Source organism: Terrisporobacter vanillatitrophus (genome assembly GCF_051148895.1).
Classification (GTDB): Bacteria; Bacillota; Clostridia; order Peptostreptococcales; family Peptostreptococcaceae; genus Terrisporobacter; species Terrisporobacter vanillatitrophus.
This window is the reverse complement of the sequence record NZ_CP154625.1, coordinates 2,367,260-2,393,137: the sequence shown is the minus strand read 5'-3', so window position 1 is coordinate 2,393,137 and position 25,878 is coordinate 2,367,260. Positions and strand designations below refer to the sequence as shown.

Here is a 25,878-nt window from a genome sequence, read left to right as displayed (position 1 = left end):
AGCTATGTTAAATAATTTAACATAGCTATTTTTATATTAAGATATTTATATATTTGAATTTAGATAATCAAGAGCATAATTAACATATAACTTTGTGCCTATTTCCAATGCATCTTCATCGATATTAAAATTACCACTATGATGAGAGTAACAAGCAGATTTTTCTTCATTTCTACACCCAACAAAGGCTAAAGCACCAGGAACTTTTTCAAGATAGAAAGAAAAATCTTCGCTACCTGTTACTTTTTCAAATTTTATTACTTTATCTTTACCTACTATTTTCTCTGCAGCAACTTCTGCAATAGCAGAGCAATTTGTATCATTAATTGTTGGTGGTAAAAGGAAATTATAATTTAAAGAAGCTTTAGCACCATAACCACTGGCTATATTGTTAATTATATTTTCCATCATGTTAGGCAGTTTTTTTCTAAGGTCTAAATTAAAGCATCTTGTAGTGCCTTCCATATATGCATTTTCAGCAATTACATTAAATCTACTACCTGTATTAAGCATACCAATACTTAGAACTAAAGGGTGAAGAGGATTAACTTGTCTACTTACTATATTTTGTAAATTCATTACTATGGAAGAGGCAACAACTAATGCATCAACACATTCGTGAGGAGCAGAACCGTGTCCACCCTTTCCTGTAATATTTATGTTAAACCAATCAGCACTAGCCATTCTAGGTCCAGCTTCTACAGATATTTTACCAACATCAATATTTGACCATAAATGAATACCAAACACTGAATCAACATTATCCATGGCGCCATCTTTTATCATGGCTTTGGCACCTTCACCAATTTCTTCGGCAGGTTGGAAAAATAGTTTTATAGTACCATGGATTTCATCTTTTAACTCACAAAGTATTTTAGCAGCACCAAGAAGCATAGAAGTGTGGCCATCATGACCGCACGCATGCATCATACCTGGAACTAGAGATTTATATTCCATATTATTTAATTCTTGCACAGATAAAGCATCTATATCACATCTAAGAGCTACTGTTTTTCCAGTATGATTACCTTTTATAGTAGCTACAACACCAGTAGAAGCACAAGAAACATATTCAATTCCCATTTTATCTAATTCTTCTTTTATTCTTTTTGAAGTATTAAATTCTTTAAAACTAGCCTCAGGATTTTTGTGAAACTCCCTTCTTAAACTTATAACATAATCTTTGTTTAATTTAGTCAATTCATTAATTGTCATTTTATTACCCCCGTTTTTGTAGAAAATTTAAAGAACTATATCAATTAAGATATAGTTCTTTAGTTATAGTATAAAACGTCATATTATATTAACTATATACTTTAAAATGAATTACACTTATGATAAAAGAAATATTTACATATGGTAGTAGATTGCTCCACCAGGACCAAGTGGTAAATTAAATACCATAAATATAACTAATAAAATTATCCATGCTAAACCAAATAGTAGAGAGTATGGTGTCATACTTGCCATTACTGTACCAATTCCTATATCCTTGTCATATTTCTTAGCAAAGGCTAATATAACAGGGAAGTAAGTGAATATTGGACTTATAGGGTTTGTTATAGAGTCACCAATACGATAAGCCATTTGAGTTAGTGCTGGGTCATATCCAAGCATTAAGAACATAGGAACAAATATTGGAGCCATTACAGCCCATTTTGCAGAGCAACTACCAACAAATAGATTGATGAAAGCTGCAAATATAACAAAGGCTACTAAAAGTCCAGGACCTGTAAGTCCAATACCTTTTAGCCACTCAGCACCTTTAATAGATAAAAGAGAACTCATATTAGATGAGTTGAATAAAGCTAGAAATTGACCAGCGGCAAAGGCTAATACGATATAAGAACCCATACCAGCCATAGATTCATATAAAATGGCTGCTAAATCTTTATCATTTTTTATTTTCTTAGTTATAATACCGTAAGTAAGTCCAGGTACAAAGAATATTATAGTAATGATTGGAACCATACCAGCCATAAGAGGAGAAGAAGCTGCAAGAATTGAACCAGTTTCTGCATCTTTCATAAAGGCATTAGGTCCTATACATAAAGCAACAAGTATGATTACACAGACTAATAATCCAATAGAAGCAAGTTTCATACCTTTTCTTTCTAGTGGCGTGATTTCTGAATTCACATCACTATCTGCTGCAACAAAATCTGATCTTTCAAAACGAGGAGCTAAATATTTTTCTGTTACAAATGTACCAAGAACTACAAGTATAAGCGTTGATACAATTAAAAAATACCAGTTCATTGCAGGAGTACCAGTATAACTAGGGTCAATGATTTGCGCAGCTGGAATAGTAAATCCTGCAACAAGTACGTCTAGCATACTTATCATTAAGTTAGCAGAGAATCCTGCAGCAACCCCTGCATATCCTGCAAATAAACCTACAAGTGGATGTCTACCAACACCTAAAAATACAAGGGCAGCAAGTGGTGGTAGAACAACAAAACCTGCATCTGCAACTGCATTTGCCATTATACCAACAAATATTATTGTACCTGTAAGTAATTTTTTTGGAACTTTAGTAACTGTAGATTTCATAACAGTTTCCATGTATCCAGATTTTTCAGCTAAACCTGCACCAAGCATAGTAACAAGTACTAATCCTAAAGGAGCAAAACTTGTAAAGTTTGTAACTATACTTGTTAGGAATAATTGCAACTGTTCCTTACTTAATAAATTTACGCCTTTAACTACTAAATTTTTGCCAGTTGCCTCATCAATCTTACCAGGATGGATAGCTGTAACACCTGATTTTGCTACAAAGTATGATAATATCATGACAACAAACCAAAGTATTACAAAAATAGTAACTGGATCTGGTAATTTATTACCAACCCTTTCAACCATGTTTAAGAATCGCATTAGCAATCCTTCTTTTTTTTGTTCTTTTACTTTACCCAAAATAATCCCCCCTTTATAAAATTTAACTATTTAAATAGTCAATTGAAACTTGACATAAAGCCTTACAAAGAACTTTCATATTTCTATCATTCCATTGGAATTTTGAATTATGATGAAGTATTGGATGATTTTCATCTTCTGAAATACCAACGAATACGAAAGTAGCAGGTACTTCTTTTGCCAGATAAGCAAAGTCTTCACCGCCCATAGATGGCTCACTTAGTTCAAAAACATTCTCTTTACCTACAACCTTTTTTATTGATGACATAGCTAAATCTGTCATATGGCAATCATTTACTAAGGGTGGAAATTGTCTTATATACTCGTATTCGTAAGTTGCACCTTGGCAAGTAGTAATTCCTTTTAATATGTCTTCTATAGTTTTTTCTGCCCAGGTTCTAGTTTTTTCATCGAATGTTCTAACAGTACCGCCAAGAATTGCTTCTGTTGGAATTGCGTTATGGCAATCAGTATTTCCAGCTTTAACATGACAACAAGATAAGACCAATGGATTAAGAGGATTATTTTTTCTACTTACAATAGTTTGAAATGTATTTATTACTTGAGATAAAATTGGGATAGGATCAATGGAATTTTGTGGCACACCACCGTGACCACCTTTACCTATAATTTTTATATTGAATATGTCAGGAGATGCCATCATAGGACCGTGTTTTATACCTACCATTCCTTCTTTTACTCCTCCCCACAAATGTCCACCAAAGGCAGCATCTACATGAGGATTTTCTAATATACCTTCATCAATCATTGGTTTTGCTCCACCTTCAATTTCTTCATCTGGCTGGAACATAAACTTAATGTTTCCGTGTAAATCATCTTTTAGTTCACTTAAAACCATTGCAGCACCAAGTAATGAAGCTGTATGACCATCATGACCACAAGCGTGCATGACACCTGGAATTTTAGATTTAAATTCTAAGTCAGTTTCTTCATTTACTCTAAGAGCATCCATATCAGCTCTAAGAAGTATGGTTTTTCCAGGATATTTTCCTTTCAATAATGCAATAACACCTGTTTTAGCTACGTTTGTTTTTACTTCTAAGTTTAAATTTTTAAGTTCATTGTATACTAACTGGGAAGTGTTAAATTCCTCGTAGCCAACTTCAGGATACATATGTAACTGATGCCTTATTTCAACTATTTTGTCATAATAATTTTCACATAGTTCATTAATTTTATTTACCATATTTTCTCCTTTCTATAAAATTAGTATCAAAATGATAAAAGTTTGTTTTTAAAATAATAACACTGTTTATAAATTTTATCTACAATAAATAGAAATTATGTATATTTTATATTTAAAATAAGATTATATAAAAATAAATTTGTACTATTGAATAGATGATAAAGAATAAAATATAAAATTGAGGACTGAAGTAAAAAGTGAGAAATGGATATAGATAAAAAGGATATGAATATCATATCCTTTTTCATTTCAATGAAATTATTTTTTTAATGGATTAGGAGTATTTACTGTAAGTATTTTTACTAACTTTGATGTATTATTACTCCAGTTATGTGGTGATTCTGACTTAATATGTGCACTATCACCAGGATATAAATCAGTTATTGTATTATTAATATTTAAAGTCAAAATACCTTCAAGTACATATATAAACTCTTCGCCCTCATGAGCGTAGAGTTCTATTTCTTCAGGCGCACTATACTTATGTGGCATGACTTCTTGTATTCTTGGAAGCATATCGTAAGCAAAAGTATCTTTATTTAAAGTATATTGAATAATCTCTGAATCTATTACAGTGTATTTTCTATCATAACTTCTTGTTATGCAAGATTTATTATTTTCATCTGGATAGTCAAAAAAGTCTAGAACATTTGCATCTAGAACTTTTGCAATTTTAGCAAGAGAATCTACAGCAACACTAGTCATTCCTCTTTCTAGTTGAGATAAAAAACCTATGGACAAATTAGTTTCTTCACTTAAATATTTTAGGGTGAATTTTTTTTCATTTCTTAATTCTTTTATTTTTAAACCTATAGAAGTATTATAGTTCATTAACTTAACTCCTTTCTAAATTTTATTATTAATAATTTAAATATTAAAATAATATGCTTAATAAGTCAACTTATATAAATAAGAAATGATTTCATATTAATAAAAAAATATAAAAATATTGAAAAAAGAAATGACAAATTAATAACAATGCACTAATATGAAATTATAAGGGAATAAAATTCATATACATGAAATGTAGAGGGGAGGTTATGAAAATACCAAATATAATAAGTATTCAAAAATATTCTATCCATGATGGAGATGGAATAAGGACAACAGTTTTTTTTAAAGGTTGTTTACTAAATTGTTGGTGGTGTCATAATCCAGAAAGTCAAAGTTTTAAAAAAGAAGTAATGTTCAATAGAGAAAAATGTACTAACTGTTTATATTGTACTAAGATTTGTTCACATAACACAAAAGATGAAGAAAGTGGAAGCGTTAAATATGATAGATTTAATTGTGAGGTTTGTGGTAAGTGCTTAGATTATTGTGTAAATAATGCTAGAGAAATTGTGGGTAATGATTATTCAATTAATGACATAATGAAAGAAATTGAAAAAGATAGTATGTTCTATGAATCTTCTTTTGGTGGAGTAACTTTATCCGGTGGGGAAGTAATGTTACAAGACAGTGATTTTATAGTTTCTTTATTAAAGAAAACAAAGAGAAAAGGATATAATGTGGCTATTGATACATGTGGGTATGCACCGGAGATTAACTATGAAAAGGTTTTACCATATGTTGATACCTTCCTTTATGACATTAAAACTATGGATAATGAAAAGCATAAAAAGTATATGGGCAAGGGAAATGACCTTATACTTAGTAATTTAAGATATTTAAGTGAAAATAATGCAAATATTTATATAAGAATTCCAGTTATAGGAACTGTAAATGACGATGATAAGGATATGGAAGAAATAATTAAATTTTTAAAAGAAAATATAAGTGTAAGACAAGTGAATTTATTGCCATATCATAACATTGCTAGCAGTAAATATGACAGATTAGATATGCAGTACAAAGGTGAAAACTTTACAATTCCAAGCAAAGACAGAATGAAAGAACTCCAAGAAATGTTTATAAAAAATGGATTTAATAATACAAAAATAGGGGGTTAAACCATGGAAAGAGGAATGAATGAAAGAATTAAAAAATTAAGAAAGCAAAGTGTAGAAGCTACGCCACATATTTATATGGAAAGAGCTAATTTAATGACGGATGCTTATATGCAATATGAAGGGTCTGTTTCAGTTCAAGAAATGAGAGCTTTATCTTTTAAATATTTTATGGAAAATAAAACACTTTATATCAATGATGGAGAATTAATAGTTGGAGAAAAAGGTGATTCACCTCAATCATCACCATCTTTTCCAGAACTTTGTTGTCATACTTTAGAAGACATGAAAGTTATGAATGATAGAGATTTAATTTTCTTCAAAGTTACTGAAGAAGATATAAAATTACAAGAAGAAAAAATAATACCTTTTTGGGAAAAACGTTCGATAAGACATAAAATTTTAAATGCAATGACTGATGAGTGGAAGACTTGTTATGAAAATGGGATTTTCACTGAATTTATGGAACAACGTGGACCAGGACATACTGTTGGCTCAAAGAAAATCTATGAAAAAGGATTTTTAGATTATAAAGCAGATATAAAAGCAGCTAAAGAAAAAATAGATTATTTTAATGATAAACAAGCTGTAGACAAATTAGCTCAATTAAATGCCATGGATATATGTTGCGATGCAATAATAATTTTAGGTGAAAGATATGCAGCGTACGCTAGAGAGTTAGCAGAAGTTGAAACTGACCCAGTAAGAAAAGAAGAATTATTACAAATAGCGGCTAACTGTGATGTAGTACCAGCACATAAGCCTAAGACTTATTGGCAAGCAATACAAATGTACTGGTTTGTGCACTTAGGAGTAACTACTGAGTTAAATCCATGGGACGCATATAGTCCAGGAAGATTAGATCAACATTTATATCCATTCTATGAAAAAGATGTTGAAGCTGGAGATTTAGATGATGAAAAAGCTTTAGAATTATTAGAAAACTTATGGGTTAAATTCAATAATCAACCAGCACCACCTAAAGTAGGTATAACATTAAAAGAAAGTGGAACTTACACTGATTTTGCTAATATAAACACTGGTGGTATTACTGAAGATGGTAAAGATGGAGTTAACGAAGTTTCATATTTAATACTTGAGTGTATGGATGAAATGAAATTATTACAACCAAGTTCAAACGTACAAATTAGTAAAAAGACTCCTCGTAAATTCTTAAAAAAAGCTTGTGAAATTTCAAGAAAAGGATGGGGTCAACCGGCATTTTATAATACAGAAGCAATAATACAAGAGTTATTGAATGCAGGTAAAACTATTGAAGATGCTAGACTTGGTGGAACTAGTGGATGTGTTGAAACAGGAGCATTTGGAAACGAAGCTTATATATTAACAGGATATTTTAACCTTCCTAAAATATTAGAACTTACTTTATACAATGGTTATGATAATGTAAGTAAAAAACAATTAGGATTACAACTAGGATATGCTAAAGACTTTAAGTCATATGAAGAATTATTTGAAGCATATAAAAAACAAATAGAATACTTCTTAGATATAAAAATAAAAGGAAGTAACGTAATTGAAGAAATTTATGCTAGATACATGCCAGCTCCATTCTTATCAATAATAACAAATGATTGTATATCAAGTGGTAAGGACTACAATGCTGGAGGAGCAAGATATAATACAAACTATATCCAAGGTGTTGGTATAGGTACAATAACAGATTCTTTATCAGCAATTAAGTACAATGTATTTGACAAGCAAAAATTCTCAATGGAAGAATTAATGAAAGCTTTAGAAGATAACTTTGAAGGACATGAAATAATCAAAAACTTAGTAAGTAATAAGACACCTAAATATGGTAATGATGATGACTATGCAGATGATATAATGCAAGATGTATTTAACTTCTACCAAAAAATAATAACAGGTAGACCAAATATGAAGGGTGGGCAATATAGAATAAATATGCTTCCAACTACTTGCCACGTTTACTTTGGTGAAATAATGATGGCATCTCCAGATGGAAGACTTGCTCATAAACCAGTCTCAGAAGGTATTTCACCATCTAAGAGTGGAGATACAAATGGACCTACTGCAGTTATAAAATCTGCATCTAAAATGGATCACTTAAGAACTGGTGGAACACTTCTAAATCAAAAATTCACTCCAAGTGTAGTTGCAGGTGAAAATGGTTTAGATCAAATGGCAAACTTAGTTAGAGCTTATTTTGATATGGATGGACATCACATACAATTTAACGTTATAGATAGACAAACATTAATAAATGCTCAAAACAATCCAGAAGAGTATAAAGACTTAATAGTTCGTGTTGCAGGATATAGTGATCACTTCAGAAACTTAAGTAAAGCTCTTCAAGATGAGATAATTGATCGTACTGAACAAGCTTTATAGACTTTAATTTGTTTAATATAAACAATTAAAATTTATTATAAAAACACACACTGTAGTTGCTAAAAGTAATTTAAATAGTAGCTACAGTGTTGATTTGGGAAAGGAGATATTTGAAATGAGTAAAAAATTAGGATTTATTGGAGCAGGAAATATGGCTAAGGCTATGATGGGAGGTATCATAAGAAATGAAATTATTTCTTGTGAAGAGATTATAGCATCAGATGCTTATGCTCCAAGTTTAGCTACAGCAAGAGAAAGTTTAAACATTGAAACTACAGAAAGTAATTTAAAAGTAGTAGAAGAAGCTGAAGTGGTTGTTTTAGCAGTAAAACCTCAATACTATGCAACAGTAATAAATGAAGTAAAAGACCATGTAAAAGAAAATCAAATTATAGTAACTATAGCACCAGGTCAAACTTTAGAAAGATTAAAATCTTTATTTGGTAAAGATGTAAAAATAGTAAGAACGATGCCTAATACTCCAGCATTAGTTTGTGAGGGAATAACAGGAGTTTGTCATAATGACTTAGTAACTAAAGAAGAACTAAATTATGTATGTAATATTCTAAGTGGATTTGGAGAAGTAGAAGTTGTAGGAGAAAACTTAATGGATGTAGTAGTTTCAGTAAGTGGCTCTTCTCCAGCTTATGTATATATGTTTATAGAAGCTTTAGCAGATGGTGCTGTTTTAGATGGAATGCCTAGAGATAAAGCTTATAAATTTGCAGCTCAAGCAGTATTAGGAAGTGCAAAAATGGTACTAGATACAGGAAAACATCCAGGAGAATTAAAAGATATGGTTTGTTCACCGGGGGGAACTACTATAGAATCAGTAAGAGTTTTAGAAGAAAAAGGATTTAGAAGTGCAGTAATAGAATGTATGAAAGCTTGTGTTAATAAAGCAAGAGGTTTATAAGACTATTATATTAATATAAATAATGAGGGAGAAGATTATGGAATTTAATAATGTGAAAGTTGTAAAAAAAGCTACAGTATATTTTGATGGAAAAGTAACTAGTAGAACTGTGTATTTTGAAAATGGAGAAAGAAAAACATTAGGATTTATGATGCCAGGAGAATATGTATTCAATACTGGTGTTGAAGAATTAATGGAAGTTATAGGTGGAGAAATGGATATTTGTTTACCTGGTGAAAGTGAGTTTAGAACTTATAAAGAAGGAGATAGCTTCATAGTTCCTGAAAAATCAGCTTTTGAAGTAAGAGTTAAAACTTACGGAGATTATTGTTGTTCTTATAAAGATAAGTAATAAAAAGGTGTAACGAGATTTATTTGTAATCTCATTACACCTTTTTATTTAATAATTTATGTGATTATAAATATTGAATATACTTAGATTAGTTTTGTATATTGCTTATAGTCTCATAAAAATTACTTCTATAATTATGTAAAAGTATGTTTTTTTATAGAAAGATTAGCAGTTTGCTGTGATTATTAATTTGAATTTGTAGTAAAATGTAATATTTTATGATACTAAAGGATATGGTGCATAGACATAGAATTGAATAAAGAGTGACATACATATAAGCCTCTCATTATTGTACATGAAATGAGAGGTAATTATATTTTTACTTAAATATAATATTAATAAAAGGAGATATGTTAATGGAATGGTTAGATAAATTAAATGAATGTATAAAATATATTGAAGATAATTTACAGGGAAATATAGATTATAATGAAGCAGCAAAAATAGCATGTTGTAGTACTTATCATTTTCAAAGAATGTTTTCATATATTGCAGGTATTCCTCTTTCAGAATACATACGACAAAGAAAAATGACCCTAGCTGCATTTGATTTACAAAAAGGAAACAAGTTTGTAGATGTATCTTATAAATATGGATATGAAAGCCCTACATCTTTTAATAGAGCATTTCAAAAGATCCATAGTGTTTCCCCATCTGTGGCGAGTAAAGAAGGAACCGTTCTAAAGGCATATCCTCCAATAAGTTTTAAAATTACTATAAAAGGAGTGAAAGATATGCAATATCAAGTAATAAAAAGAGATGAGATAAGAATAGTAGGTTTAAAAAAAGAAATGAGTAAAAATATTGAAGATAATTTTAAAGAAGTGCCTAAATTTTGGAGTGAAGTATCACAAAATAATAAGTTGAATGAAGTTATATCACTTATGGATGAAAATAGTAAAGGGGTACTTGGAGTTAGTGCCTGTATGGATATTATGGATAAATGGGAATATTATATTGGAGTTGAGACAAATAAGGAGATAAAAGAAGGTATGTATGAGTATATAATTCAACCTTGTACATGGGCTGTATTTCCTGGGAAAGGTAAAATGCCAGAGGCTATACAAGAAATTGAAAAAAGGGCAATAACCGAATGGCTGCCATCTTCTTCCTATGAATATGCAAATGAACCTGATATAGAATTATATCTTAATGCAAATCCATTAGACTCAGTATTTGAAGTATGGGTACCAATAAAAGAAAAGCAAGAGTAAACATATAATAAAATACGAAATATAACAAAATATAACAGATCTTAATATAACAAACTTATATTAAGTAGGTAAATATGTCTAATTGTGATAGAATATTTAAAAAATCAAAAAGATGATAATACAAAAAGTAGAATATAATTTCTAATAGATCTATATTTAATAGAAAGGGGGTAATTTACAATGAATTTTTATGAAGATTTGGGAATAGCAATGGATAACCTAATTAAAAGAGGAGCTTTTCTTACAGTAAAAAATGAAAACACAATAAATACAATGACAATTGCTTGGGCATATGTAGGATATAGCTGGAATAGACCATTTTTTGTTGCTATGGTTAGACCGCAAAGATATACACAAGAATTAATAAAAGATGCTAAAGATTATACTATAAGTATTCCATATAGTGATGACTTTAAAGAAGCATTAACTATTTGTGGAACAAAGTCAGGAAGAGATATAGATAAAGAAAAAGAAGGTAAAATTAAATTTATTTCAAGTCAAGTTGTTAATTCACCAGTTGTAGATAATTGTAACATGTACTATGAATGTGAGATAAAATATGTTGATCTTATAGATAAAGATAAATTTCCAGAAGAGTTAAAAAAGAATTATCCTAAAGAAGATTATCATTATTTATACTATGGTGAAATAGTAAAAGGGGTTTGTCAATAAAAGTGTGTAAGTAGTTTTTATTTTATAAGTCAGGTAGATGAAATTTATCTACCTGATTTTTTAATATTGATATTTTTTAACTCTTTCTTTTAAATTTTCATCCATATCTAATTGATTTCTGACAAGAGCCCAATTTGAAATTGGACGATTATTCCACTTTTTATAAAGTTCAGTTATCCTAAGATAAAGTAATTTTAGTAAGGCATTTTCATTAGGAAAAGCTCCCTTTTTAGTTACTTTTCTAAAACTTGAATTAATACTTTCAACAGCATTTGTAGTATACATTATTTTTCTTACTGCACTTCCGTAATTAAATAATTGTTCAATATGTAAAAAGTTTCTCTTCCATACATCTATAGCTCCAGGATATTTAGACCATACTTGCTGGAATCTTTCAAATTCAGCGATAGCTGCTTTTAAACTAGGAGCACCATAAATTTTCTTTAAATGAGATGTAAATGCTTTGTATTCTTTACTAGGAACATATTTTAGAGAATTTCTGATTAGGTGAACTATACATCTTTGAACAACAGCATTCTTAAATATAGATTTAGCCCCATCTTCTAAACCGCTAACCCCATCCATACAGATAAATAAAATATCTTCTACGCCACGAGTTTTTAATTCATCAAATATTTGCATCCACGTATGCTTACTTTCAGTTTCGTTGATCCACAGCCCTAGGATATCTTTTACACCATCAATATCATATCCTAAAATTGTATAAATTGCGCAGTTTTTAACTTCGTAATCCTTACGAATAGTAACATACAGGCAGTCAATAAATAAGAAGGTATATAATTTTTTTAAAGGTCTATTTTGCCATTCTTCAAGATGTTCAAGTACGCTATCGGTGATTTGAGATATAGTTTCATGAGATATTTCAAATCCATAAATATCTTCTATAGTATCTGAAATATCACGTTGGCTCATTCCTTTAGCATACATAGACAGTACTTTATCTTCAATTCCAGAAACATCTTTGCAACGTTTTGGAATTAACTGTGGTTCAAATGTCGCTTCGCGTTCACGAGGCACATTAATAGAAACACTACCATTAGTAGTTTTTACAGTTTTTTGTGAATAACCATTTCTACGATTAGTTGTATTTTTTGGATTATGATTATTATTTTCATAGCCTAAGTGGCTATCCATTTCGCCTTGAAGCATCGCTTCAAACATTGGTACAAAAATATCTTTAAGAGCATTTTGCATATCTTCAACCGTTTCAGGTTGATATTGTTCAAGTATTGCATTTACTAGTTCATTTTTCTTAGAACTTTGTTTTTTTCTAATCATAGTATCATACCTCATTTTTTTAGTTCCTTTCTTTAATGGTATCACACTCTATAAACAAAAAAGTGCATAAGCTGACAACTTTGTCAACTTACACACTTCATTTTACATTCCCTAAAAGCTTATAAAAAGTAAGAAAAAGCAGTGAGTATCACTGCTTTTTCTTACTTTACTTTTAGTTATGATGCTCTATATTAATTCTATAAGAGTTCATTACACCTTTGAAAAGGTGAGGAACTGTAGGTGGTGTCCAAGTTATAGCATTGGCACCAGCTTTTATTGTTTCTTTAATAGTCTCATCTGTAGGTCCACCTGTTGCTATAATGGGAAATTTTGGATATTCTTTTCTTATTTTTGCAACTATTTCTGGAGTATCTTTTGATGCAGAAACGTTTAATATGCTTGCTCCTGCATTTATTCTTCCTTCTACATCGCAATCCTCACTTATGACACTAACAACCACAGGAATATCTAGTGCGTCAGATAAACTTTTAAGTGTTTCATTAGATGTGGGAGCATTTACAACGACTCCTATAGCACCTTGTATTTCAGCATTTGTACCAAGCATAACAGAACGAAGTCCGTTTGTAAGCCCACCTCCAACCCCTGTAAAAACGGGGACATCAGAAGCTAAAAGTAGAGCTTGAGTAATTATTGGTTGAGGGGTAAATGGATATACTGCTAAAATGGCGTCTGCATTTACATTTCTAATTATAGCTAAATCTGTTGTATATACTAAAGATTTAATTCTTTTTCCAAAGACATTAATTCCACTACATTCTCTAATAACTTCTGGCACACGAAGAAAAGATTTTCGAAGAGTCCCATCAATGGCTGTTGGCATCTCCTTCATATAATAAACCTCCAATTCAAAAAAAGGTATTTTAATAAAAATTATAATTTCTTTTTTAATATCTCCAATGAGATTGATTTCTATGTAGATTAAGATTTATTGACGATTATTATAAATAAAATACTAAATTATTTGACATATAATAAACTACTGTATGTAATCATTTTGAATAAGAATTAATTAAAGCAGGAACTGAAGCTCCATCACCAAAACATCAACAAAACTGGCATTTTGTAGTACTAGAAAATAGAGATATAATAAATGAAATGGCGGATATAGTAACTAAAAGTCATGAGAATATAGGTTAACTTGCTAAGAATGAAAAAGATTTTAAGAAGCATATGAGTGTACTTAAGTACTACACTTCTTTTAAAAATGCTCCAGTAGTTATTTAAGTTTATGCTTGTGAATATGATAGAATATAAAATATTAAAAGAAAATAATGCTCCACAAGAGCTTCTTGATGTATTAGTATCACCTAGAGCAGGAGAACAAGGTATAGGAGCTGCAGTGGAAAACATATTACTTACTGCAACTGAAATGGGATATGGAAGTTGTTATATGACAGGTCCAACTCATGCTAAAACTGAAATAGAAAATCTTATAGGATTTAATAAAGAAGGTTATGAATTAATGTCAATGGTTTCAATAGGAGTGGCAGAAGAGAATACTCCATCTAAACCACCTCGTAAACCTTTAGAAGATGTTGTAACATTCATTGATTAAATAATAAATTTACCTTATGTAGAAAAAAATTTAGATTGTTAAAAAACAGTAGATTTGCATTTAGCAAATCTACTGTTTTTTATTCTTCTTCTTCAGCTTCAGCATTAATATTGTATTTTTTCACTTTTCTATAAAGAGTTGCTATTCCGATGTTTAATGCCTTTGCAACTTGTTTCATTTCTTGAGTGTTATTTCCGTATCTTTTTATTGCTTTTTCAATTTCTTCTTTTTCTAACTCTTCAACAGTTCTAATTTCTTCTTTGTATAATTCATCTAATTTATAAGAAATTAAGTTTGACATACTACTAATAAACTCACATAATTCTTGATCTTTAGATAAAATTTTATTTTTTTGATCCTCAGTGAAAGCGGCTATACCAAGTATTCCTATATTGTGATTACCAAGTTTTATTGGAGTGCAAATATCAGCTAATTCTTTGCAATCTTCGCTATGGATACAATTCTTACAACTATGTTCAACCTCTCGATTAATAATATAAGATTCTCCAGATATTAATACCTTAGAATAAGCAGATTTATCAGATATTTTTTCGTCAATTTTGTCTTTGAAAATTCCTGTGCCGGCTATTCTTATTAAATCTTTTGATACTACAGTAACATCCACGTCAAGTACAGTTGAAATATTTTGGCAAACGCTTTGTATATAATTTTTTATATCAATTAATTTCAAAATTTAACCTCCCAACATAATTTATTCTAAAAAAATGTGGTTTATTTAAGTATACCATATTATTATTAATTTTTATCAATTTTATATTGTAAAGAAGGTAAATTTTAAAGAAATAAAAAATATCAAAATGATAATAAAAACACTTGTGTTATCAAAATAATGATGCTACAATAATATTATCATTTTGATAATTTGAATGTTGGGAGGAAATAAAATGATATACAAAGATGCATTAGAATTAATAGGAAACACACCAATTATTTCTTTAGATAAAATAGGATATAAAAACGTTTATGTAAAGTTAGAAAAATACAATCCAGGAGGAAGTATAAAAGATAGAATTGCGCTATCCATGATTGAAGGAGCAGAAAAAAGAGGGGTTTTAAAAGAAGGTAGTGTGTTAGTAGAAGCTACTAGTGGAAATACAGGAATAGCTCTTGCTATGGCAGGTAATTTAAAAGGATATAAAGTTGTGATTATAATGCCAGAGACTATGAGTATAGAAAGAAGACAGTTAGTAAAAGCTTTTGGAGCAGAACTTATTTTGACAGAAGGTTCAAAAGGAATGAATGGTACGATAGAAAAGCTTCAAGAATTATTGAAAGAAAATGATAATTATGTAAGTCTTGGCCAATTTGAAAATGAAGATAATCCAAAAGTTCACTATGATACTACAGGACCAGAAATATACAAAGAAGTGCCAGATGTAAATGTTATTATAGCAGGAATAGGTTCTGGTGGAACTATAAGTGGAGCAGGAAAATTCTTAAAAGAAAAAAATGAAAGTGTAGAAGTAATAGGTATAGAACCAGAAGCATCACCACTTATTACGGAGAAAAAAGCAGGACCACATAAAATTCAAGGAATAGGTGCAAACTTTATACCTAAAAACTACGATAAAGATATAGTAGATGAGGTAATTACAGTAAGTGAAGAAGATGCTTTTGAAATGGTTAGATTTTTTGCAAATAAGTTGGGAATTTTAGTAGGAATATCTTCTGGTGCAAATGTTTTTGCTGCCATAGAACTTTCTAAAAAATATCCTAATAAAAAAATCGTAACTGTTGCTCCAGATGGAGCTGATAAATATATGTCTATGGGGATTTTTTAAGGGGGTGAAAGTATGCTTTTCAAGCATACAAAAGCAGATATAAATTTTATAATGGAAAATGATCCAGCAGCTAGAAGTAAGATAGAAGTATTTTTGTTGTATCCCTCCGTCCACTCTCTTATAATGTATAGAATATCACACTTCTTTTATAGTAAAAAAAGATTTTTTATTGCTAGATTAATATCTCAATTTAGTAGATTTTTAACTGGAATAGAAATTCATCCAGGGGCACAAATAGGCATGGGAACACTTATAGACCATGGAAGCGGAGTAGTTATAGGAGAAACATCCATAATCGGAGATAGAGTTACTATATATCAAGGAGCTACTATAGGTGCCACAGGAAATGAAAAAGAATTTAAAAGACATCCTACTTTAGGTGATGATATTGTAGTTGGTTCTGGAGCAAAAATATTAGGGCCAGTTAATATAGGGGATCATTGTAAAATAGGAGCTAATTCAGTTGTTTTAAGAGATATGCCATCAAATAGTACGGCTGTGGGAATTCCTGCAAAAATCAAATATAACACATGTCATAGAGATGAAGAAATCGATAACGTTATATATTTTATATAAAAGAGAGAGGCTAAGACCTCTTTTTTTTATTTGTAAAGAAATTGTCGAATTGTTTTTGTGGTAAATCATGTAAAATGTAATATTATTAATAATATGAACAGTGTTCATTAAGTAAACACGATATAAATTATTAATAAAGTTTGCAAGGAGGAACAATGAGAATACAAGAGAGACGTAAGATTGAAAAAGAAAAAATTAAAAAAGAAATACATAAAGCAGCTAGTAAAATAATAATAGAGGAAGGATATTCAAAATTATCAATTCGTAAAATAGCAAGTAAGATAGATTATTCCCCTTCTTTAATATATAACTATTATGAAAATAAAGCAGACATAGTATTATCAATATGGAAAGAAAAGTCATCAGAACTAATTCATACCATGAGTAATTTAAAATTGAATGATTCTAATGAAGAGAATAATATTAAAAATTTATTCAAAACATACATTAATCTAGTCTTAGAAAGCCCAGAAGAATACAGAGCAATAATGCTAAATAATATTGATATAATTAAAAAAGTAAAATTTGATTTTACGGAAGAAGAAAAAAACAGTTTAAAAATAAAAGAGACTAAAAAAAAATATGATACATATTTAGAAGAGGGATTATTACGCCATGTTGACACAGAAAAATATTCATTTTTCTCTTGGATATCAATAAATGGATTTATATCAAATATGGTGTTATCAAATAATCAAGATAAAGAATTTATAAACAAATTAATAGATGAATATGTGGATTTTATGATTTACGGATTATTTAAAAACTATGGAAAATAAATTTAAAATTAAATTATAAAGGGGGATACAAATGAGATTCAAAAAAACTAAAATATTTTTATGTGTACTTTTAGTTATAATTGTGAGCGGACTTTTTATAATGACAAGAGGAATCAAAGAAGGGAAAACGGTTGAAATAAATAGTGTAGATATAAGCAAATTGGAGGATGGAACTTATGTAGGAAAATATTCTAAGGACAGATGGACTAGTGAAGTAGAAGTTAGTGTAAAGAATAAAAAAATAGAAAATATTAAAGTATTGTCACAACCACTAACTCCAGATGTAAGTAGTGAATTGTCGGAAAAAATAATAGAAAAACAAAACGTAAATGTAGATGTTATAAGTGGTGCAACAGTATCATCAAAAGCATATTTAAAATCTGTGGAAAATGCACTAAATAAATAGGAGGTAATTAATATGAAAAGTATAGTTGTTTATGAATCGAGGTATGGTAGTACGGAGAAATATGCAAAATGGATAGGAAAAGAACTAGATTGTAGAGTATCAAAAATAGGTGATATAAGCACAGTAGATTTATTAAACTATGATAATATTATTTTTGGTGGTTGGCTACATGCAGGGACTATAAAAGGCTTTAAAAATATTTATAAAGATATTGATAAATTTAGGAGTAAAAATCTCATAGTATTTTATGTAGGTCTATCTATTATGGATGACAAAATTTATGAAGAGGTAAAGAAAAACAATTTTAAAGATATAGATAATATAAAACAATTTTATTTAAGAGGTGCTTTTAATTATAATAATTTAACTATAGCAGATAAATTGATGATGAACATGTTTAAAAGAATATTGAAAAAACAAAAAGAAGAAGAAATAGATGAAAATACAAAAGGCATGTTGGATGCTTATGTAACACCTGTTGATTTTACAGATAAAGAAAATATAAAACCAATAATTAAATCAGTCAAAGAAATAAATTTACAATAATAAAAACTCAGCTTAAATAATTTAAGCTGAGTTTTTATATTAAACACAACAATTATAATCGTCGCAGTTTATGCAAGGTTCAACGTGAACAGTTATACCTTTTACAACTTGCAATTCTTCTAGAATTGATATTTCAAGTTTATTTGCAATTTCATGTCCTTGTAGGACTGTTAAATCCTTATTTACACAAATAGTTAAGTCCACATAAGCAACTGAACCGTGTTTTCTTGTTCTAAGTTCTCCAATATTTAAAACACCGTCTGTGCAATTTGCAATTGTAATGATTTGCGATTCATCTTTTTCATCTATGGAATAATCCATTAATTCATTTATTGCATCTTTAAAAATATCTAATCCAACTTTTGCAACAAATAAACCAACAATTACTGTAGCAATAGGATCTAGGGCTTTGAATCCAAGTAAAGAACCACCTATACCAATAAATGCAGCCACAGAAGATAGAGCATCTGACCTATGATGCCATGCATCTGCTTTTAGTGAAGGTGAATTTATTTTCTTTGCAACTTTTATAGTAATTGTGTATTGATATTCTTTAATTACTATGGAAATTACAGAAATAATTAGTGGTAAAAATGTAGGCACCTGTACATCTTTCAAGTGAAGTAATGAATTCAACCCATTTAAACTTATTTTTAGTGCTACACCTATAAGTAATATGGACAATAAAAAAGACACTAAAGTTTCTGCTTTTTCATGTCCATAATTGTGCTCTTTATCATTTGGTGTTTTTGCAATTTTATTACCTATTAAAACTCCTATTGAGCTGATTATATCTGATGCAGAGTGAAGACCATCTGCAATCATGGCATTTGATTTTCCTAGTATACCTCCTAAGATTTTTATAAATGTTAAAATCACATTCCACATAATGGATATTAATGTGACTTTTGTTGCTTCTTCATATCTACTATTACTCATATTAATTCCCCTCGTTTAAATTTATATTCTCATTTAATAATATTATATTAATGTCAAAATGTGATTATGTCAAGAAAATATTGTTGGATTGGATTATCAATTGATAATGAAATTTGTTTTAGCAAGATAAATATAATTAATAAATACCCTAAATATGATTGTTGTAAGGATATTTTTGTTAATATGGAAATAAGTTGTTAAAACCTATTATATATGTTAAAATTTTTACACTAAAAATTAAATTTCAAGGGAGATTAAGAATGAAAGAAAAATTAATTAAATTTATGTATGGAAGATACGGAAATGATGAATTGAATCAATTTCTGTTAAAGTTAGTGTTTGTAAGTTTAATAATATCTTTATTAAGTGGTAAAGTAAGTTTCTTTGGCGACATATTTTATATTTTAGCTTTAATTATGGTGGTATTTATATACTTTAGAATGTTTTCTAAGAATTTTAATAAAAGATATTTAGAAAGAACAGCATATTTAAATTTCCGTAATAAAGTGAAGTTATCACTGAATAAACAAAAGAGAATTAAGGAACAAAAGAAATCTTATGCATTTTTCAAATGCCCTTCTTGTAATCAAAAAGTGAGAGTACCTAAGGGGAAAGGTAAGATTTCTATTCACTGTCCAAAGTGTAATGTAGATTTTATAAAGAGAAGTTAATTTTAAAAGAAGTATCTCAAAGTTTTTTAGAAATACTTCATTTTTTTATAAAAATGTATTGTATTATCAAAATGATAATGATATAATCTAAATTATCAATTTGATAATAAATATTTGGGAGGATAATATGAGTAATACATTTTTATCGCAATTTTTAATGATAACTAATATAACTAGTTTGTTAATGGTTATTGTACTAGTAGGATTATTTTTTATAATTCGTAAGTTAAGCAAGAAGTTTGAATTTACAAAGCTAATGATAATTTCAATATTTATAGGGATTGGCCTTGGAGTAGTAATCCAAGCATTAGCTAAATTTCCAAAGGATGTTGCCTCAGTTACATGGATAAGTGAAGTAAGTACATGGTATGGACTGTTTGGTAATGGATTTATGGACTTATTAAAAATGATAGTAATACCTTTAGTTTTAGTTTCAATAATAAAAGTTATAATGAATATGGAAGAAGAGAGCGTAGGTAAACTGACATTTAAATCTATGGGAATGTTTTTTGCTACAACTGCAATAGCAGCTATTATTGCTGTAATAATTGGAAACCTATTTAATTTAGGATCTTCTTTACAAGTAGTAAACGCTAGTGAAGAAATTAGAGAAATAACTTCATTGCCAGATACTATAAGAGCTTTATTACCTTCTAATCCAATGAAGGCTATGGCTGAGGGTAATACAGTGGCAGTAGTAATTTTCGCAGCATTTATAGGTCTAGCTATAAGAAGACTTAGAAAAAAATACTTAGATATAATTAAGCCATTTATAAACTTGGTGGAAGCTTTCTATAAAATTATAGTTTCAATTGCAATAACAGTGATAAAACTTATGCCATATGCAGTAGTACCAATGATGGCAAGTACTATAGCAAGTAATGGTGTTAAGTCACTTCTAGATGTGGTTGATTTTATATTGGCATTATATATAAGTGTTGCGATTATGTTTGTAGTTCATTTAATAATAATTACTTTAAGTGGAATGAATCCAATAACTTATATTAAAAATGCGTCAAAAGCATTAACTCTTGCTTTCGTATCTCGTTCAAGTTTAGGAACACTACCAGTTACTATAGATGCTTTAACTGAAAATATGAAGATAAATTCAGGAACTGCCAGCTTTGTAACTAGTTTAGGGGCAAATATGGGTATGAATGGATGTGCAGGAGTATATCCAGCATTAGTTAGTATAATGCTTGCCAATATGGCTGGAGTAGAGATGAACTTTGCCTTCTATGCAATGTTAATAATAGTTGTAACAATAAGTTCATTAGGTATTGCAGGAATACCAGGTACTGCAACAATGTCAGTATCTGTAGTAATTTCAGGAATGGGAATGGGTGCTTATTTCCCAATGATTGGAGCAATATTAGCTATAGACCCAATTCTTGATATGGGAAGAACAATGTTAAATGTTAATGGTGCAATGACAACAGCTGTTGCTGTGGACAAGTCATTAAAGTCTAATGAAAAAAAAGATGCACAAGTAGCTTAATTAAATAAAGAATAAAATAGCAACTATTTTAGATATGTAAAATAGTTGCTATTTTTATTATAAAAGATTACATAAAGATTCTTTTAATGAATAAATAAACTTATCTCTTGAAATTGGAGAAATATCTAACAAAGATAAGTAAGGATTTAAATCTTCCATTTCTACAAGAAGTAAATTACCATTCTCATCTCTACAAGCATCAATTCTTTGAATTCCATGACTTAAATTATTCCAATTTAATAAAATATTACAAAAATCAAAATCTTCACTTGTAGGTGTATACTCTTCCATTTGCCATCTTTTTTCTTTATTTGGAGCATAAAGAGCATACTGGAATTTTCTATCTATATAATAAAAAGATACTTCATACTGAAAATCTATGAATGGTTGAATTAAAATATTGTAATTATTTGGATTAATTTTTTTATATATTTCTTTCTTGCTTAAAAATTCTAAACCTATAGAATCAGCACCATCTATGGGTTTTATTATGTAATTCTCAACATTTGGTAGTTTATGAAAGTCATTAATATTATTAATAGTTTTAATAACAGGCATATTTTTATTTGTAAGCTCCATCAAATAATTTTTCCCGTTCATATCTCCATGACCATCAAAAGAATTATAAGTAAGCAAATTATTAGTTTTTATTTTATTTCTAAATATTTTATATTCTTCTTCAAAATTGGCAGCAGGGCCTGTATTTCTAAATAAGATTAAATCGAAATCTTCGCTAAAATCATTTATATCTTTTGGATTACAAATAACTAATTTGAAATCTTCTCTAAGTACAGAAGTAAGGAAGAGATCTTCTTCATAGTAATTTCTACCTTTAGCATTGTAATATAAGTCAGTTACAAATAGTATTTTCTTCATGGTACCTCCCATTAATAATTAAGTATAATTGCACAAAGTTAATTACATAAATTGTAGTTAAAAACTTATATTATAGCAACTTTCTAAATATTTTATTTATTTTAATTTGAAATATTAGTGGCATTGGATATCAACAATATAACTCTTTATCAATAAATATTTATTGAAAAACAATAAATATTTATTGCGTTTTTATAAAAAATATATTAATATAATTAGAGAAAATAAAAAAGGAGAGAATAAAATGAAAAAATACAAAATTACATTATTATGTTTATTAATGACTTTATTGTGTATAGTATATTACAACTTAATAGGAAGCAAAGTTTTAGAAGATGGAACTTTACAGGAACCATTCTTTTTAATTCCAATAGCATATTTATTCTTATTTACTTCAATAATAAGTGCAGTAGTTGTAAAGGTTAAAGATATGTATAAATTAAAAAAACATAACTAAAGGAGGTAATACAAAATGAAAAATAATTATTCTAAGATTTTAAATATTATAGTTTCGGTGGGTATAATCTTAACATTAATTATGTTGGCAGGTTTACCTTTCATTTTGGGAGCACTGAGTAAAAGTGCATCCATAAATATTGAATCAAAATATATAACAGTCATGACTGTTAGTATCTACATCTGTGCAACACCTTATGTAATTGCATTGTTTAATTTGAAAAAATTATGTTCTCATATAACAAGTAAAAATCCTTTTTCTGAGAGTATACCAAAGTTAATAAATAGTATTGCGTACTGCTCATTTAGTGAGGTCATTCTTTTTAACTTAATGAATATAATTTTTTACTTTGTATTTAACATATATTTTTACGCACTTACTATTTTACCTTGTGTAATAGTTTCATTTTTATCACTTGCCATAGGAGTTTTTGCTCTTGTTTCATCTAAGCTATTTGAAATGACTATAGACATTAAGGATGAAAATGATAGAACTATTTAAGGAGGAAGGTAAATGGCTATAATTGTAAATTTAGATGTAATGATGGCAAAGAGAAAAATGAGTGCTACTGAGCTTTCTAAAAAACTGGGAATTACCATGGCTAACTTATCAATATTGAAAAATAATAAGGCAAGGGCTGTGAGATTTTCCACATTAAATGAAATATGTAAAGCACTAGATTGTCAGCCTGGAGATATTTTGGAATATGTGGAAGATGATGAGGATTAAGTGGAATATAAAGTTTTTGAGGAGTTTATTATGAAGAAAATATTTAAAATGTTATTAGCACTTTTAGTTTTGTTATTTATGTTTGTATCATTGTTCCATTTAAGCTTTTCAAGATCTTATCATCATTTTTTATGTCAGTCTACAGATTTATCAAAAGAAAATATCAATGGCATATATTTAGGTGAAAGTATTAATAGTGACAATATGAGGTCTAAGTATGGATATATAAACAAACTTAGCCAAGATAATGATGAATATAATTATTATTATTTAAATGAAGAAATAGAAGTGACAACAGAAAGATATGATGATAAAATTACAAGATTTATTGTAAATGATAAAAATATATCAAGTAATAAAGATATAAAAATTGGTGATGACAAGTATAAAATAATAAAATTCTATGGAAAAAATTATTATAAAAGGGTAGAACAAGGAATTAATATTTTAGGCTATGTGGATAGAAAAAATAAAACTTCTTTGGAGTTTTGGATGCATGACAATAAAATTATGTTTTTCAGATTAGACTATAATTATATGGAATAATATATTATTTGTGACAAAGTCACAGAAAAAAACTAAAATAGTGATACAATATATGTATAATTAAATTGAAAATATGAAGGAGACAAAAAATGACAAAACTATCAATTTATCATAGTCAAGGATATACTTGTGCAGAAGCATTAATAAAATCATATAACGAAGAGTTTAAAACAGATATACCTGTTGCACTAGGAAGTGGAATGGGAACTGGGATAACAGTAGGTAGTCTATGTGGAGCAGTCAATGCAGCTGTTTTAGTAGCAGGTTATATAAAAGGTAGAGAAGATAATTCTACTCCAAATGAAGCTAGAAAATATTCAAAAAAAATAATGAACAAAGTAAGAGAAGAATACAATACAGAAATTTGTGCAAATTTGAAGAAAAATAAGGTGAATTGTAGCGAAATAATAGATTTTTCATATAATGCATTAAAAGAAGTTTTAAAAGATGCATAAAATATGGAGGATGAGATGTTATGGGGTTATTTTTAGGACTATTTAGAAAAAGAGGTTATGCTACTATAACTGGATCCCAGCTGCAAAAGATGATGAGTAGTAACAATATATTAATTTTAGATGTGAGAAGTTCAGGAGAGTATAAAGGTGGACATATTCCAAATGCTAGGAATATACCTGTTGATACACTTTCATCAAAATTATCAACTTTAAATTCATATAAAGACAGTGAAATAGTTGTGTATTGTGTTTCTGGAGGAAGAAGTGCAAGAGCCTGTGATATTTTATCTAAAAATGGATTTACTAAAGTTTACAACTTAAGTGGAGGAATATCTTCATATAAGGGTAGGCTAACTGAAAATTAAATATTAAAAAGACCATCTAAATAGATGGTCTTTTTAATATTTATAATTATTTTCCATTCATTAACAATCCATGTTTATTGCAATAAATGTAAAGCTTTCCTCTTTCAAGCTTTCCACAAAGTTTTGGGAATCTTACCGTTGGACTTTGTTCTGGATATAGTTTTATTAAAAGTACTCTATCATAAGTTACATAAGCTACAAATGAAATATAATGTTCTTTAGTCATTTCATGATTTATAGTAATGTAATAATCATTTTCAATTTCTTCTACAGTTATTTCATGGTCATTATCAATTGTTTTTGATGCCTCAAATTTTAATTTTCTACCACAACAAGATATTTCACCTTCGCCTGTTGTACTTATTATATTGCCACAACTTGGGCAAACGTAAAATTTAATTCTTTTCATATTTCCTCCATCCATATCATTAGGTGTTAAATCTCCTAACAATATTTTTTCTATATTAATATCAAATATTTTTGATAGATCTGTAAGTATTGACACATCAGGACAGCCTAGACCTCGTTCCCATTTTGAAACAGTTTTATCACTGATATTTAATAAATCAGCTACTTGTTTTTGAGTCATGTTTTTTTCTTTTCTAAGTTTTAATATTAGGCTTCCTACTTTTTCGCAGTTCATATATATCACCTCCATATATATAAGAATAAACTCTAAGTATAATATTTTCAATCAACTTTCCGTAGAGTTATTACTTTATTTAATATATTTAACAAATTTCCGTATAAATAGAG

General features: G+C 28.8%; 31 protein-coding genes. 21 read left to right on the top strand and 10 right to left on the bottom strand.

Annotated elements, in window-relative coordinates:
• Positions 1 to 45: 45 nt before the first annotated feature.
• From TVTCOM_RS11970 to TVTCOM_RS11955, 4 genes are all read right to left on the bottom strand, one after another.
• A complete protein-coding gene (locus TVTCOM_RS11970; protein ID WP_434796508.1) occupies positions 46 to 1,215 on the bottom strand; it encodes a M20 family metallopeptidase in 1,170 nt (389 codons plus the stop codon).
• Positions 1,216 to 1,350: 135 nt separating this feature from the next.
• Complete coding sequence (locus TVTCOM_RS11965; RefSeq protein ID WP_434796507.1) at positions 1,351 to 2,916, bottom strand: AbgT family transporter; 1,566 nt, start codon at positions 2,914 to 2,916, stop codon at positions 1,351 to 1,353.
• A 22-nt stretch (positions 2,917 to 2,938) separates the two neighbouring features.
• The gene (locus TVTCOM_RS11960; protein WP_434796506.1) at positions 2,939 to 4,123 is read right to left on the bottom strand and encodes a M20 metallopeptidase family protein; all 1,185 of its coding nucleotides are present in this window, start codon (positions 4,121 to 4,123) and stop codon (positions 2,939 to 2,941) included.
• Positions 4,124 to 4,381: 258 nt separating this feature from the next.
• Positions 4,382 to 4,954 carry a helix-turn-helix domain-containing protein gene (locus TVTCOM_RS11955; protein WP_434796505.1) on the bottom strand — a complete coding sequence of 191 codons (573 nt, stop codon included), beginning with the start codon at positions 4,952 to 4,954 and terminating at the stop codon, positions 4,382 to 4,384.
• 209 nt (positions 4,955 to 5,163) lie between these two features.
• On the opposite strand from TVTCOM_RS11955, the gene TVTCOM_RS11950 reads away from it, so the two are divergent.
• The 6 genes from TVTCOM_RS11950 (at position 5,164) to TVTCOM_RS11925 (ending at position 11,602) form a co-directional block, all read left to right on the top strand.
• The gene (locus TVTCOM_RS11950; RefSeq protein WP_434796504.1) at positions 5,164 to 6,075 is read left to right on the top strand and encodes a trans-4-hydroxy-L-proline dehydratase activase; all 912 of its coding nucleotides are present in this window, start codon (positions 5,164 to 5,166) and stop codon (positions 6,073 to 6,075) included.
• A 3-nt stretch (positions 6,076 to 6,078) separates the two neighbouring features.
• The gene (gene hypD, locus TVTCOM_RS11945) at positions 6,079 to 8,448 is read left to right on the top strand and encodes a trans-4-hydroxy-L-proline dehydratase (protein WP_434796503.1); all 2,370 of its coding nucleotides are present in this window, start codon (positions 6,079 to 6,081) and stop codon (positions 8,446 to 8,448) included.
• 115 nt (positions 8,449 to 8,563) lie between these two features.
• Positions 8,564 to 9,364 (top strand): pyrroline-5-carboxylate reductase, encoded by an 801-nt coding sequence (gene proC / locus TVTCOM_RS11940; protein WP_434796502.1) that lies wholly within the window; start codon positions 8,564 to 8,566, stop codon positions 9,362 to 9,364.
• Between the two features lie 37 nt (positions 9,365 to 9,401).
• Complete coding sequence (locus TVTCOM_RS11935; protein WP_018592666.1) at positions 9,402 to 9,716, top strand: pyrimidine/purine nucleoside phosphorylase; 315 nt, start codon at positions 9,402 to 9,404, stop codon at positions 9,714 to 9,716.
• Between the two features lie 356 nt (positions 9,717 to 10,072).
• Positions 10,073 to 10,930: an AraC family transcriptional regulator gene (locus TVTCOM_RS11930; RefSeq protein WP_434796501.1), complete on the top strand. Its 858-nt coding sequence runs from the start codon at positions 10,073 to 10,075 to the stop codon at positions 10,928 to 10,930.
• Between the two features lie 180 nt (positions 10,931 to 11,110).
• A complete protein-coding gene (locus tag TVTCOM_RS11925) occupies positions 11,111 to 11,602 on the top strand; it encodes a flavin reductase family protein (protein WP_434796500.1) in 492 nt (163 codons plus the stop codon).
• 60 nt (positions 11,603 to 11,662) lie between these two features.
• On the opposite strand, the gene TVTCOM_RS11920 is transcribed toward TVTCOM_RS11925, so the two are convergent.
• Together TVTCOM_RS11920 and TVTCOM_RS11915 are read right to left on the bottom strand one after the other, a co-directional pair.
• A complete protein-coding gene (locus TVTCOM_RS11920) occupies positions 11,663 to 12,901 on the bottom strand; it encodes an IS256 family transposase (protein WP_434799738.1) in 1,239 nt (412 codons plus the stop codon).
• Positions 12,902 to 13,073: 172 nt separating this feature from the next.
• Positions 13,074 to 13,751: a hydrolase gene (locus tag TVTCOM_RS11915; protein ID WP_434796499.1), complete on the bottom strand. Its 678-nt coding sequence runs from the start codon at positions 13,749 to 13,751 to the stop codon at positions 13,074 to 13,076.
• Positions 13,752 to 13,930: 179 nt separating this feature from the next.
• Here TVTCOM_RS11915 and TVTCOM_RS11910 point away from each other — a divergent pair, with 179 nt between their 5' ends.
• Both TVTCOM_RS11910 and TVTCOM_RS11905 read left to right on the top strand, forming a co-directional pair.
• Positions 13,931 to 14,059, top strand: coding sequence for a hypothetical protein (locus tag TVTCOM_RS11910; RefSeq protein WP_434799737.1), 129 nt, complete (start codon positions 13,931 to 13,933; stop codon positions 14,057 to 14,059).
• 103 nt (positions 14,060 to 14,162) lie between these two features.
• Complete coding sequence (locus TVTCOM_RS11905; protein WP_434796498.1) at positions 14,163 to 14,477, top strand: nitroreductase family protein; 315 nt, start codon at positions 14,163 to 14,165, stop codon at positions 14,475 to 14,477.
• 79 nt (positions 14,478 to 14,556) lie between these two features.
• Here the strand turns inward: TVTCOM_RS11905 and TVTCOM_RS11900 are convergent, their stop codons facing one another.
• Complete coding sequence (locus TVTCOM_RS11900; protein ID WP_434796497.1) at positions 14,557 to 15,168, bottom strand: helix-turn-helix domain-containing protein; 612 nt, start codon at positions 15,166 to 15,168, stop codon at positions 14,557 to 14,559.
• Positions 15,169 to 15,382: 214 nt separating this feature from the next.
• On the opposite strand from TVTCOM_RS11900, the gene cysK reads away from it, so the two are divergent.
• The 5 genes from cysK (at position 15,383) to TVTCOM_RS11875 (ending at position 18,586) form a co-directional block, all read left to right on the top strand.
• The gene (cysK, locus tag TVTCOM_RS11895; RefSeq protein WP_434796496.1) at positions 15,383 to 16,279 is read left to right on the top strand and encodes a cysteine synthase A; all 897 of its coding nucleotides are present in this window, start codon (positions 15,383 to 15,385) and stop codon (positions 16,277 to 16,279) included.
• A 12-nt stretch (positions 16,280 to 16,291) separates the two neighbouring features.
• Complete coding sequence (gene epsC / locus TVTCOM_RS11890) at positions 16,292 to 16,855, top strand: serine O-acetyltransferase EpsC (protein ID WP_434796495.1); 564 nt, start codon at positions 16,292 to 16,294, stop codon at positions 16,853 to 16,855.
• Positions 16,856 to 17,010: 155 nt separating this feature from the next.
• Entirely contained in the window at positions 17,011 to 17,634 is a 624-nt protein-coding gene (locus tag TVTCOM_RS11885; protein ID WP_434796494.1) for a TetR/AcrR family transcriptional regulator, read from the top strand.
• Positions 17,635 to 17,665: 31 nt separating this feature from the next.
• The gene (locus TVTCOM_RS11880) at positions 17,666 to 18,040 is read left to right on the top strand and encodes an FMN-binding protein (RefSeq protein ID WP_434796493.1); all 375 of its coding nucleotides are present in this window, start codon (positions 17,666 to 17,668) and stop codon (positions 18,038 to 18,040) included.
• A gap of 12 nt (positions 18,041 to 18,052) precedes the next feature.
• Positions 18,053 to 18,586, top strand: a complete 534-nt coding sequence (locus tag TVTCOM_RS11875; RefSeq protein WP_434796492.1) for a flavodoxin domain-containing protein — start codon at positions 18,053 to 18,055, stop codon at positions 18,584 to 18,586.
• A 39-nt stretch (positions 18,587 to 18,625) separates the two neighbouring features.
• Here the strand turns inward: TVTCOM_RS11875 and TVTCOM_RS11870 are convergent, their stop codons facing one another.
• Entirely contained in the window at positions 18,626 to 19,525 is a 900-nt protein-coding gene (locus TVTCOM_RS11870; RefSeq protein WP_434796491.1) for a cation diffusion facilitator family transporter, read from the bottom strand.
• Between the two features lie 260 nt (positions 19,526 to 19,785).
• Between TVTCOM_RS11870 and TVTCOM_RS11865 the strand changes: the two genes are divergently transcribed.
• A complete protein-coding gene (locus TVTCOM_RS11865) occupies positions 19,786 to 20,196 on the top strand; it encodes a hypothetical protein (RefSeq protein WP_434796490.1) in 411 nt (136 codons plus the stop codon).
• Positions 20,197 to 20,323: 127 nt separating this feature from the next.
• Positions 20,324 to 21,694 (top strand): cation:dicarboxylate symporter family transporter, encoded by a 1,371-nt coding sequence (locus TVTCOM_RS11860; RefSeq protein ID WP_434796489.1) that lies wholly within the window; start codon positions 20,324 to 20,326, stop codon positions 21,692 to 21,694.
• A 57-nt stretch (positions 21,695 to 21,751) separates the two neighbouring features.
• On the opposite strand, the gene TVTCOM_RS11855 is transcribed toward TVTCOM_RS11860, so the two are convergent.
• Positions 21,752 to 22,570 carry a hypothetical protein gene (locus TVTCOM_RS11855; protein ID WP_434796488.1) on the bottom strand — a complete coding sequence of 273 codons (819 nt, stop codon included), beginning with the start codon at positions 22,568 to 22,570 and terminating at the stop codon, positions 21,752 to 21,754.
• A gap of 244 nt (positions 22,571 to 22,814) precedes the next feature.
• On the opposite strand from TVTCOM_RS11855, the gene TVTCOM_RS11850 reads away from it, so the two are divergent.
• The 6 genes from TVTCOM_RS11850 (at position 22,815) to TVTCOM_RS11825 (ending at position 25,122) form a co-directional block, all read left to right on the top strand.
• A complete protein-coding gene (locus TVTCOM_RS11850) occupies positions 22,815 to 23,027 on the top strand; it encodes a DUF3955 domain-containing protein (RefSeq protein ID WP_434796487.1) in 213 nt (70 codons plus the stop codon).
• Between the two features lie 15 nt (positions 23,028 to 23,042).
• Positions 23,043 to 23,528 carry a DUF2975 domain-containing protein gene (locus TVTCOM_RS11845; protein WP_434796486.1) on the top strand — a complete coding sequence of 162 codons (486 nt, stop codon included), beginning with the start codon at positions 23,043 to 23,045 and terminating at the stop codon, positions 23,526 to 23,528.
• Positions 23,529 to 23,540: 12 nt separating this feature from the next.
• A complete protein-coding gene (locus TVTCOM_RS11840) occupies positions 23,541 to 23,756 on the top strand; it encodes a helix-turn-helix domain-containing protein (protein ID WP_434796485.1) in 216 nt (71 codons plus the stop codon).
• A gap of 30 nt (positions 23,757 to 23,786) precedes the next feature.
• Entirely contained in the window at positions 23,787 to 24,302 is a 516-nt protein-coding gene (locus TVTCOM_RS11835; protein ID WP_434796484.1) for a hypothetical protein, read from the top strand.
• A gap of 89 nt (positions 24,303 to 24,391) precedes the next feature.
• Positions 24,392 to 24,757, top strand: a complete 366-nt coding sequence (locus TVTCOM_RS11830; protein ID WP_434796483.1) for a C-GCAxxG-C-C family (seleno)protein — start codon at positions 24,392 to 24,394, stop codon at positions 24,755 to 24,757.
• Positions 24,758 to 24,777: 20 nt separating this feature from the next.
• Positions 24,778 to 25,122, top strand: coding sequence for a rhodanese-like domain-containing protein (locus TVTCOM_RS11825; protein WP_434796482.1), 345 nt, complete (start codon positions 24,778 to 24,780; stop codon positions 25,120 to 25,122).
• 46 nt (positions 25,123 to 25,168) lie between these two features.
• Here the strand turns inward: TVTCOM_RS11825 and TVTCOM_RS11820 are convergent, their stop codons facing one another.
• Positions 25,169 to 25,765 carry a helix-turn-helix domain-containing protein gene (locus tag TVTCOM_RS11820; protein ID WP_434796481.1) on the bottom strand — a complete coding sequence of 199 codons (597 nt, stop codon included), beginning with the start codon at positions 25,763 to 25,765 and terminating at the stop codon, positions 25,169 to 25,171.
• Between the last annotated feature and the right edge of the window lie 113 nt (positions 25,766 to 25,878).

Excerpts from the sequence above, each read along its gene's own strand:
- TVTCOM_RS11970 (WP_434796508.1), bottom strand. The coding sequence starts at position 1,215 with ATGACAATTAATGAATTGACTAAATTAAACAAAGATTATGTTATAAGT.
- TVTCOM_RS11960 (WP_434796506.1), bottom strand. The coding sequence starts at position 4,123 with ATGGTAAATAAAATTAATGAACTATGTGAAAATTATTATGACAAAATA.
- TVTCOM_RS11955 (WP_434796505.1), bottom strand. The coding sequence starts at position 4,954 with ATGAACTATAATACTTCTATAGGTTTAAAAATAAAAGAATTAAGAAAT.
- TVTCOM_RS11950 (WP_434796504.1), top strand. The coding sequence starts at position 5,164 with ATGAAAATACCAAATATAATAAGTATTCAAAAATATTCTATCCATGAT.
- hypD (WP_434796503.1), top strand. The coding sequence starts at position 6,079 with ATGGAAAGAGGAATGAATGAAAGAATTAAAAAATTAAGAAAGCAAAGT.
- proC (WP_434796502.1), top strand. The coding sequence starts at position 8,564 with ATGAGTAAAAAATTAGGATTTATTGGAGCAGGAAATATGGCTAAGGCT.
- TVTCOM_RS11935 (WP_018592666.1), top strand. The coding sequence starts at position 9,402 with ATGGAATTTAATAATGTGAAAGTTGTAAAAAAAGCTACAGTATATTTT.
- TVTCOM_RS11930 (WP_434796501.1), top strand. The coding sequence starts at position 10,073 with ATGGAATGGTTAGATAAATTAAATGAATGTATAAAATATATTGAAGAT.
- TVTCOM_RS11925 (WP_434796500.1), top strand. The coding sequence starts at position 11,111 with ATGAATTTTTATGAAGATTTGGGAATAGCAATGGATAACCTAATTAAA.
- TVTCOM_RS11920 (WP_434799738.1), bottom strand. The coding sequence starts at position 12,901 with ATGATTAGAAAAAAACAAAGTTCTAAGAAAAATGAACTAGTAAATGCA.
- TVTCOM_RS11915 (WP_434796499.1), bottom strand. The coding sequence starts at position 13,751 with ATGAAGGAGATGCCAACAGCCATTGATGGGACTCTTCGAAAATCTTTT.
- TVTCOM_RS11905 (WP_434796498.1), top strand. The coding sequence starts at position 14,163 with ATGATAGAATATAAAATATTAAAAGAAAATAATGCTCCACAAGAGCTT.
- cysK (WP_434796496.1), top strand. The coding sequence starts at position 15,383 with ATGATATACAAAGATGCATTAGAATTAATAGGAAACACACCAATTATT.
- epsC (WP_434796495.1), top strand. The coding sequence starts at position 16,292 with ATGCTTTTCAAGCATACAAAAGCAGATATAAATTTTATAATGGAAAAT.
- TVTCOM_RS11885 (WP_434796494.1), top strand. The coding sequence starts at position 17,011 with ATGAGAATACAAGAGAGACGTAAGATTGAAAAAGAAAAAATTAAAAAA.
- TVTCOM_RS11880 (WP_434796493.1), top strand. The coding sequence starts at position 17,666 with ATGAGATTCAAAAAAACTAAAATATTTTTATGTGTACTTTTAGTTATA.
- TVTCOM_RS11875 (WP_434796492.1), top strand. The coding sequence starts at position 18,053 with ATGAAAAGTATAGTTGTTTATGAATCGAGGTATGGTAGTACGGAGAAA.
- TVTCOM_RS11870 (WP_434796491.1), bottom strand. The coding sequence starts at position 19,525 with ATGAGTAATAGTAGATATGAAGAAGCAACAAAAGTCACATTAATATCC.
- TVTCOM_RS11865 (WP_434796490.1), top strand. The coding sequence starts at position 19,786 with ATGAAAGAAAAATTAATTAAATTTATGTATGGAAGATACGGAAATGAT.
- TVTCOM_RS11860 (WP_434796489.1), top strand. The coding sequence starts at position 20,324 with ATGAGTAATACATTTTTATCGCAATTTTTAATGATAACTAATATAACT.
- TVTCOM_RS11855 (WP_434796488.1), bottom strand. The coding sequence starts at position 22,570 with ATGAAGAAAATACTATTTGTAACTGACTTATATTACAATGCTAAAGGT.
- TVTCOM_RS11850 (WP_434796487.1), top strand. The coding sequence starts at position 22,815 with ATGAAAAAATACAAAATTACATTATTATGTTTATTAATGACTTTATTG.
- TVTCOM_RS11845 (WP_434796486.1), top strand. The coding sequence starts at position 23,043 with ATGAAAAATAATTATTCTAAGATTTTAAATATTATAGTTTCGGTGGGT.
- TVTCOM_RS11840 (WP_434796485.1), top strand. The coding sequence starts at position 23,541 with ATGGCTATAATTGTAAATTTAGATGTAATGATGGCAAAGAGAAAAATG.
- TVTCOM_RS11835 (WP_434796484.1), top strand. The coding sequence starts at position 23,787 with ATGAAGAAAATATTTAAAATGTTATTAGCACTTTTAGTTTTGTTATTT.
- TVTCOM_RS11830 (WP_434796483.1), top strand. The coding sequence starts at position 24,392 with ATGACAAAACTATCAATTTATCATAGTCAAGGATATACTTGTGCAGAA.
- TVTCOM_RS11825 (WP_434796482.1), top strand. The coding sequence starts at position 24,778 with ATGGGGTTATTTTTAGGACTATTTAGAAAAAGAGGTTATGCTACTATA.
- TVTCOM_RS11820 (WP_434796481.1), bottom strand. The coding sequence starts at position 25,765 with ATGAACTGCGAAAAAGTAGGAAGCCTAATATTAAAACTTAGAAAAGAA.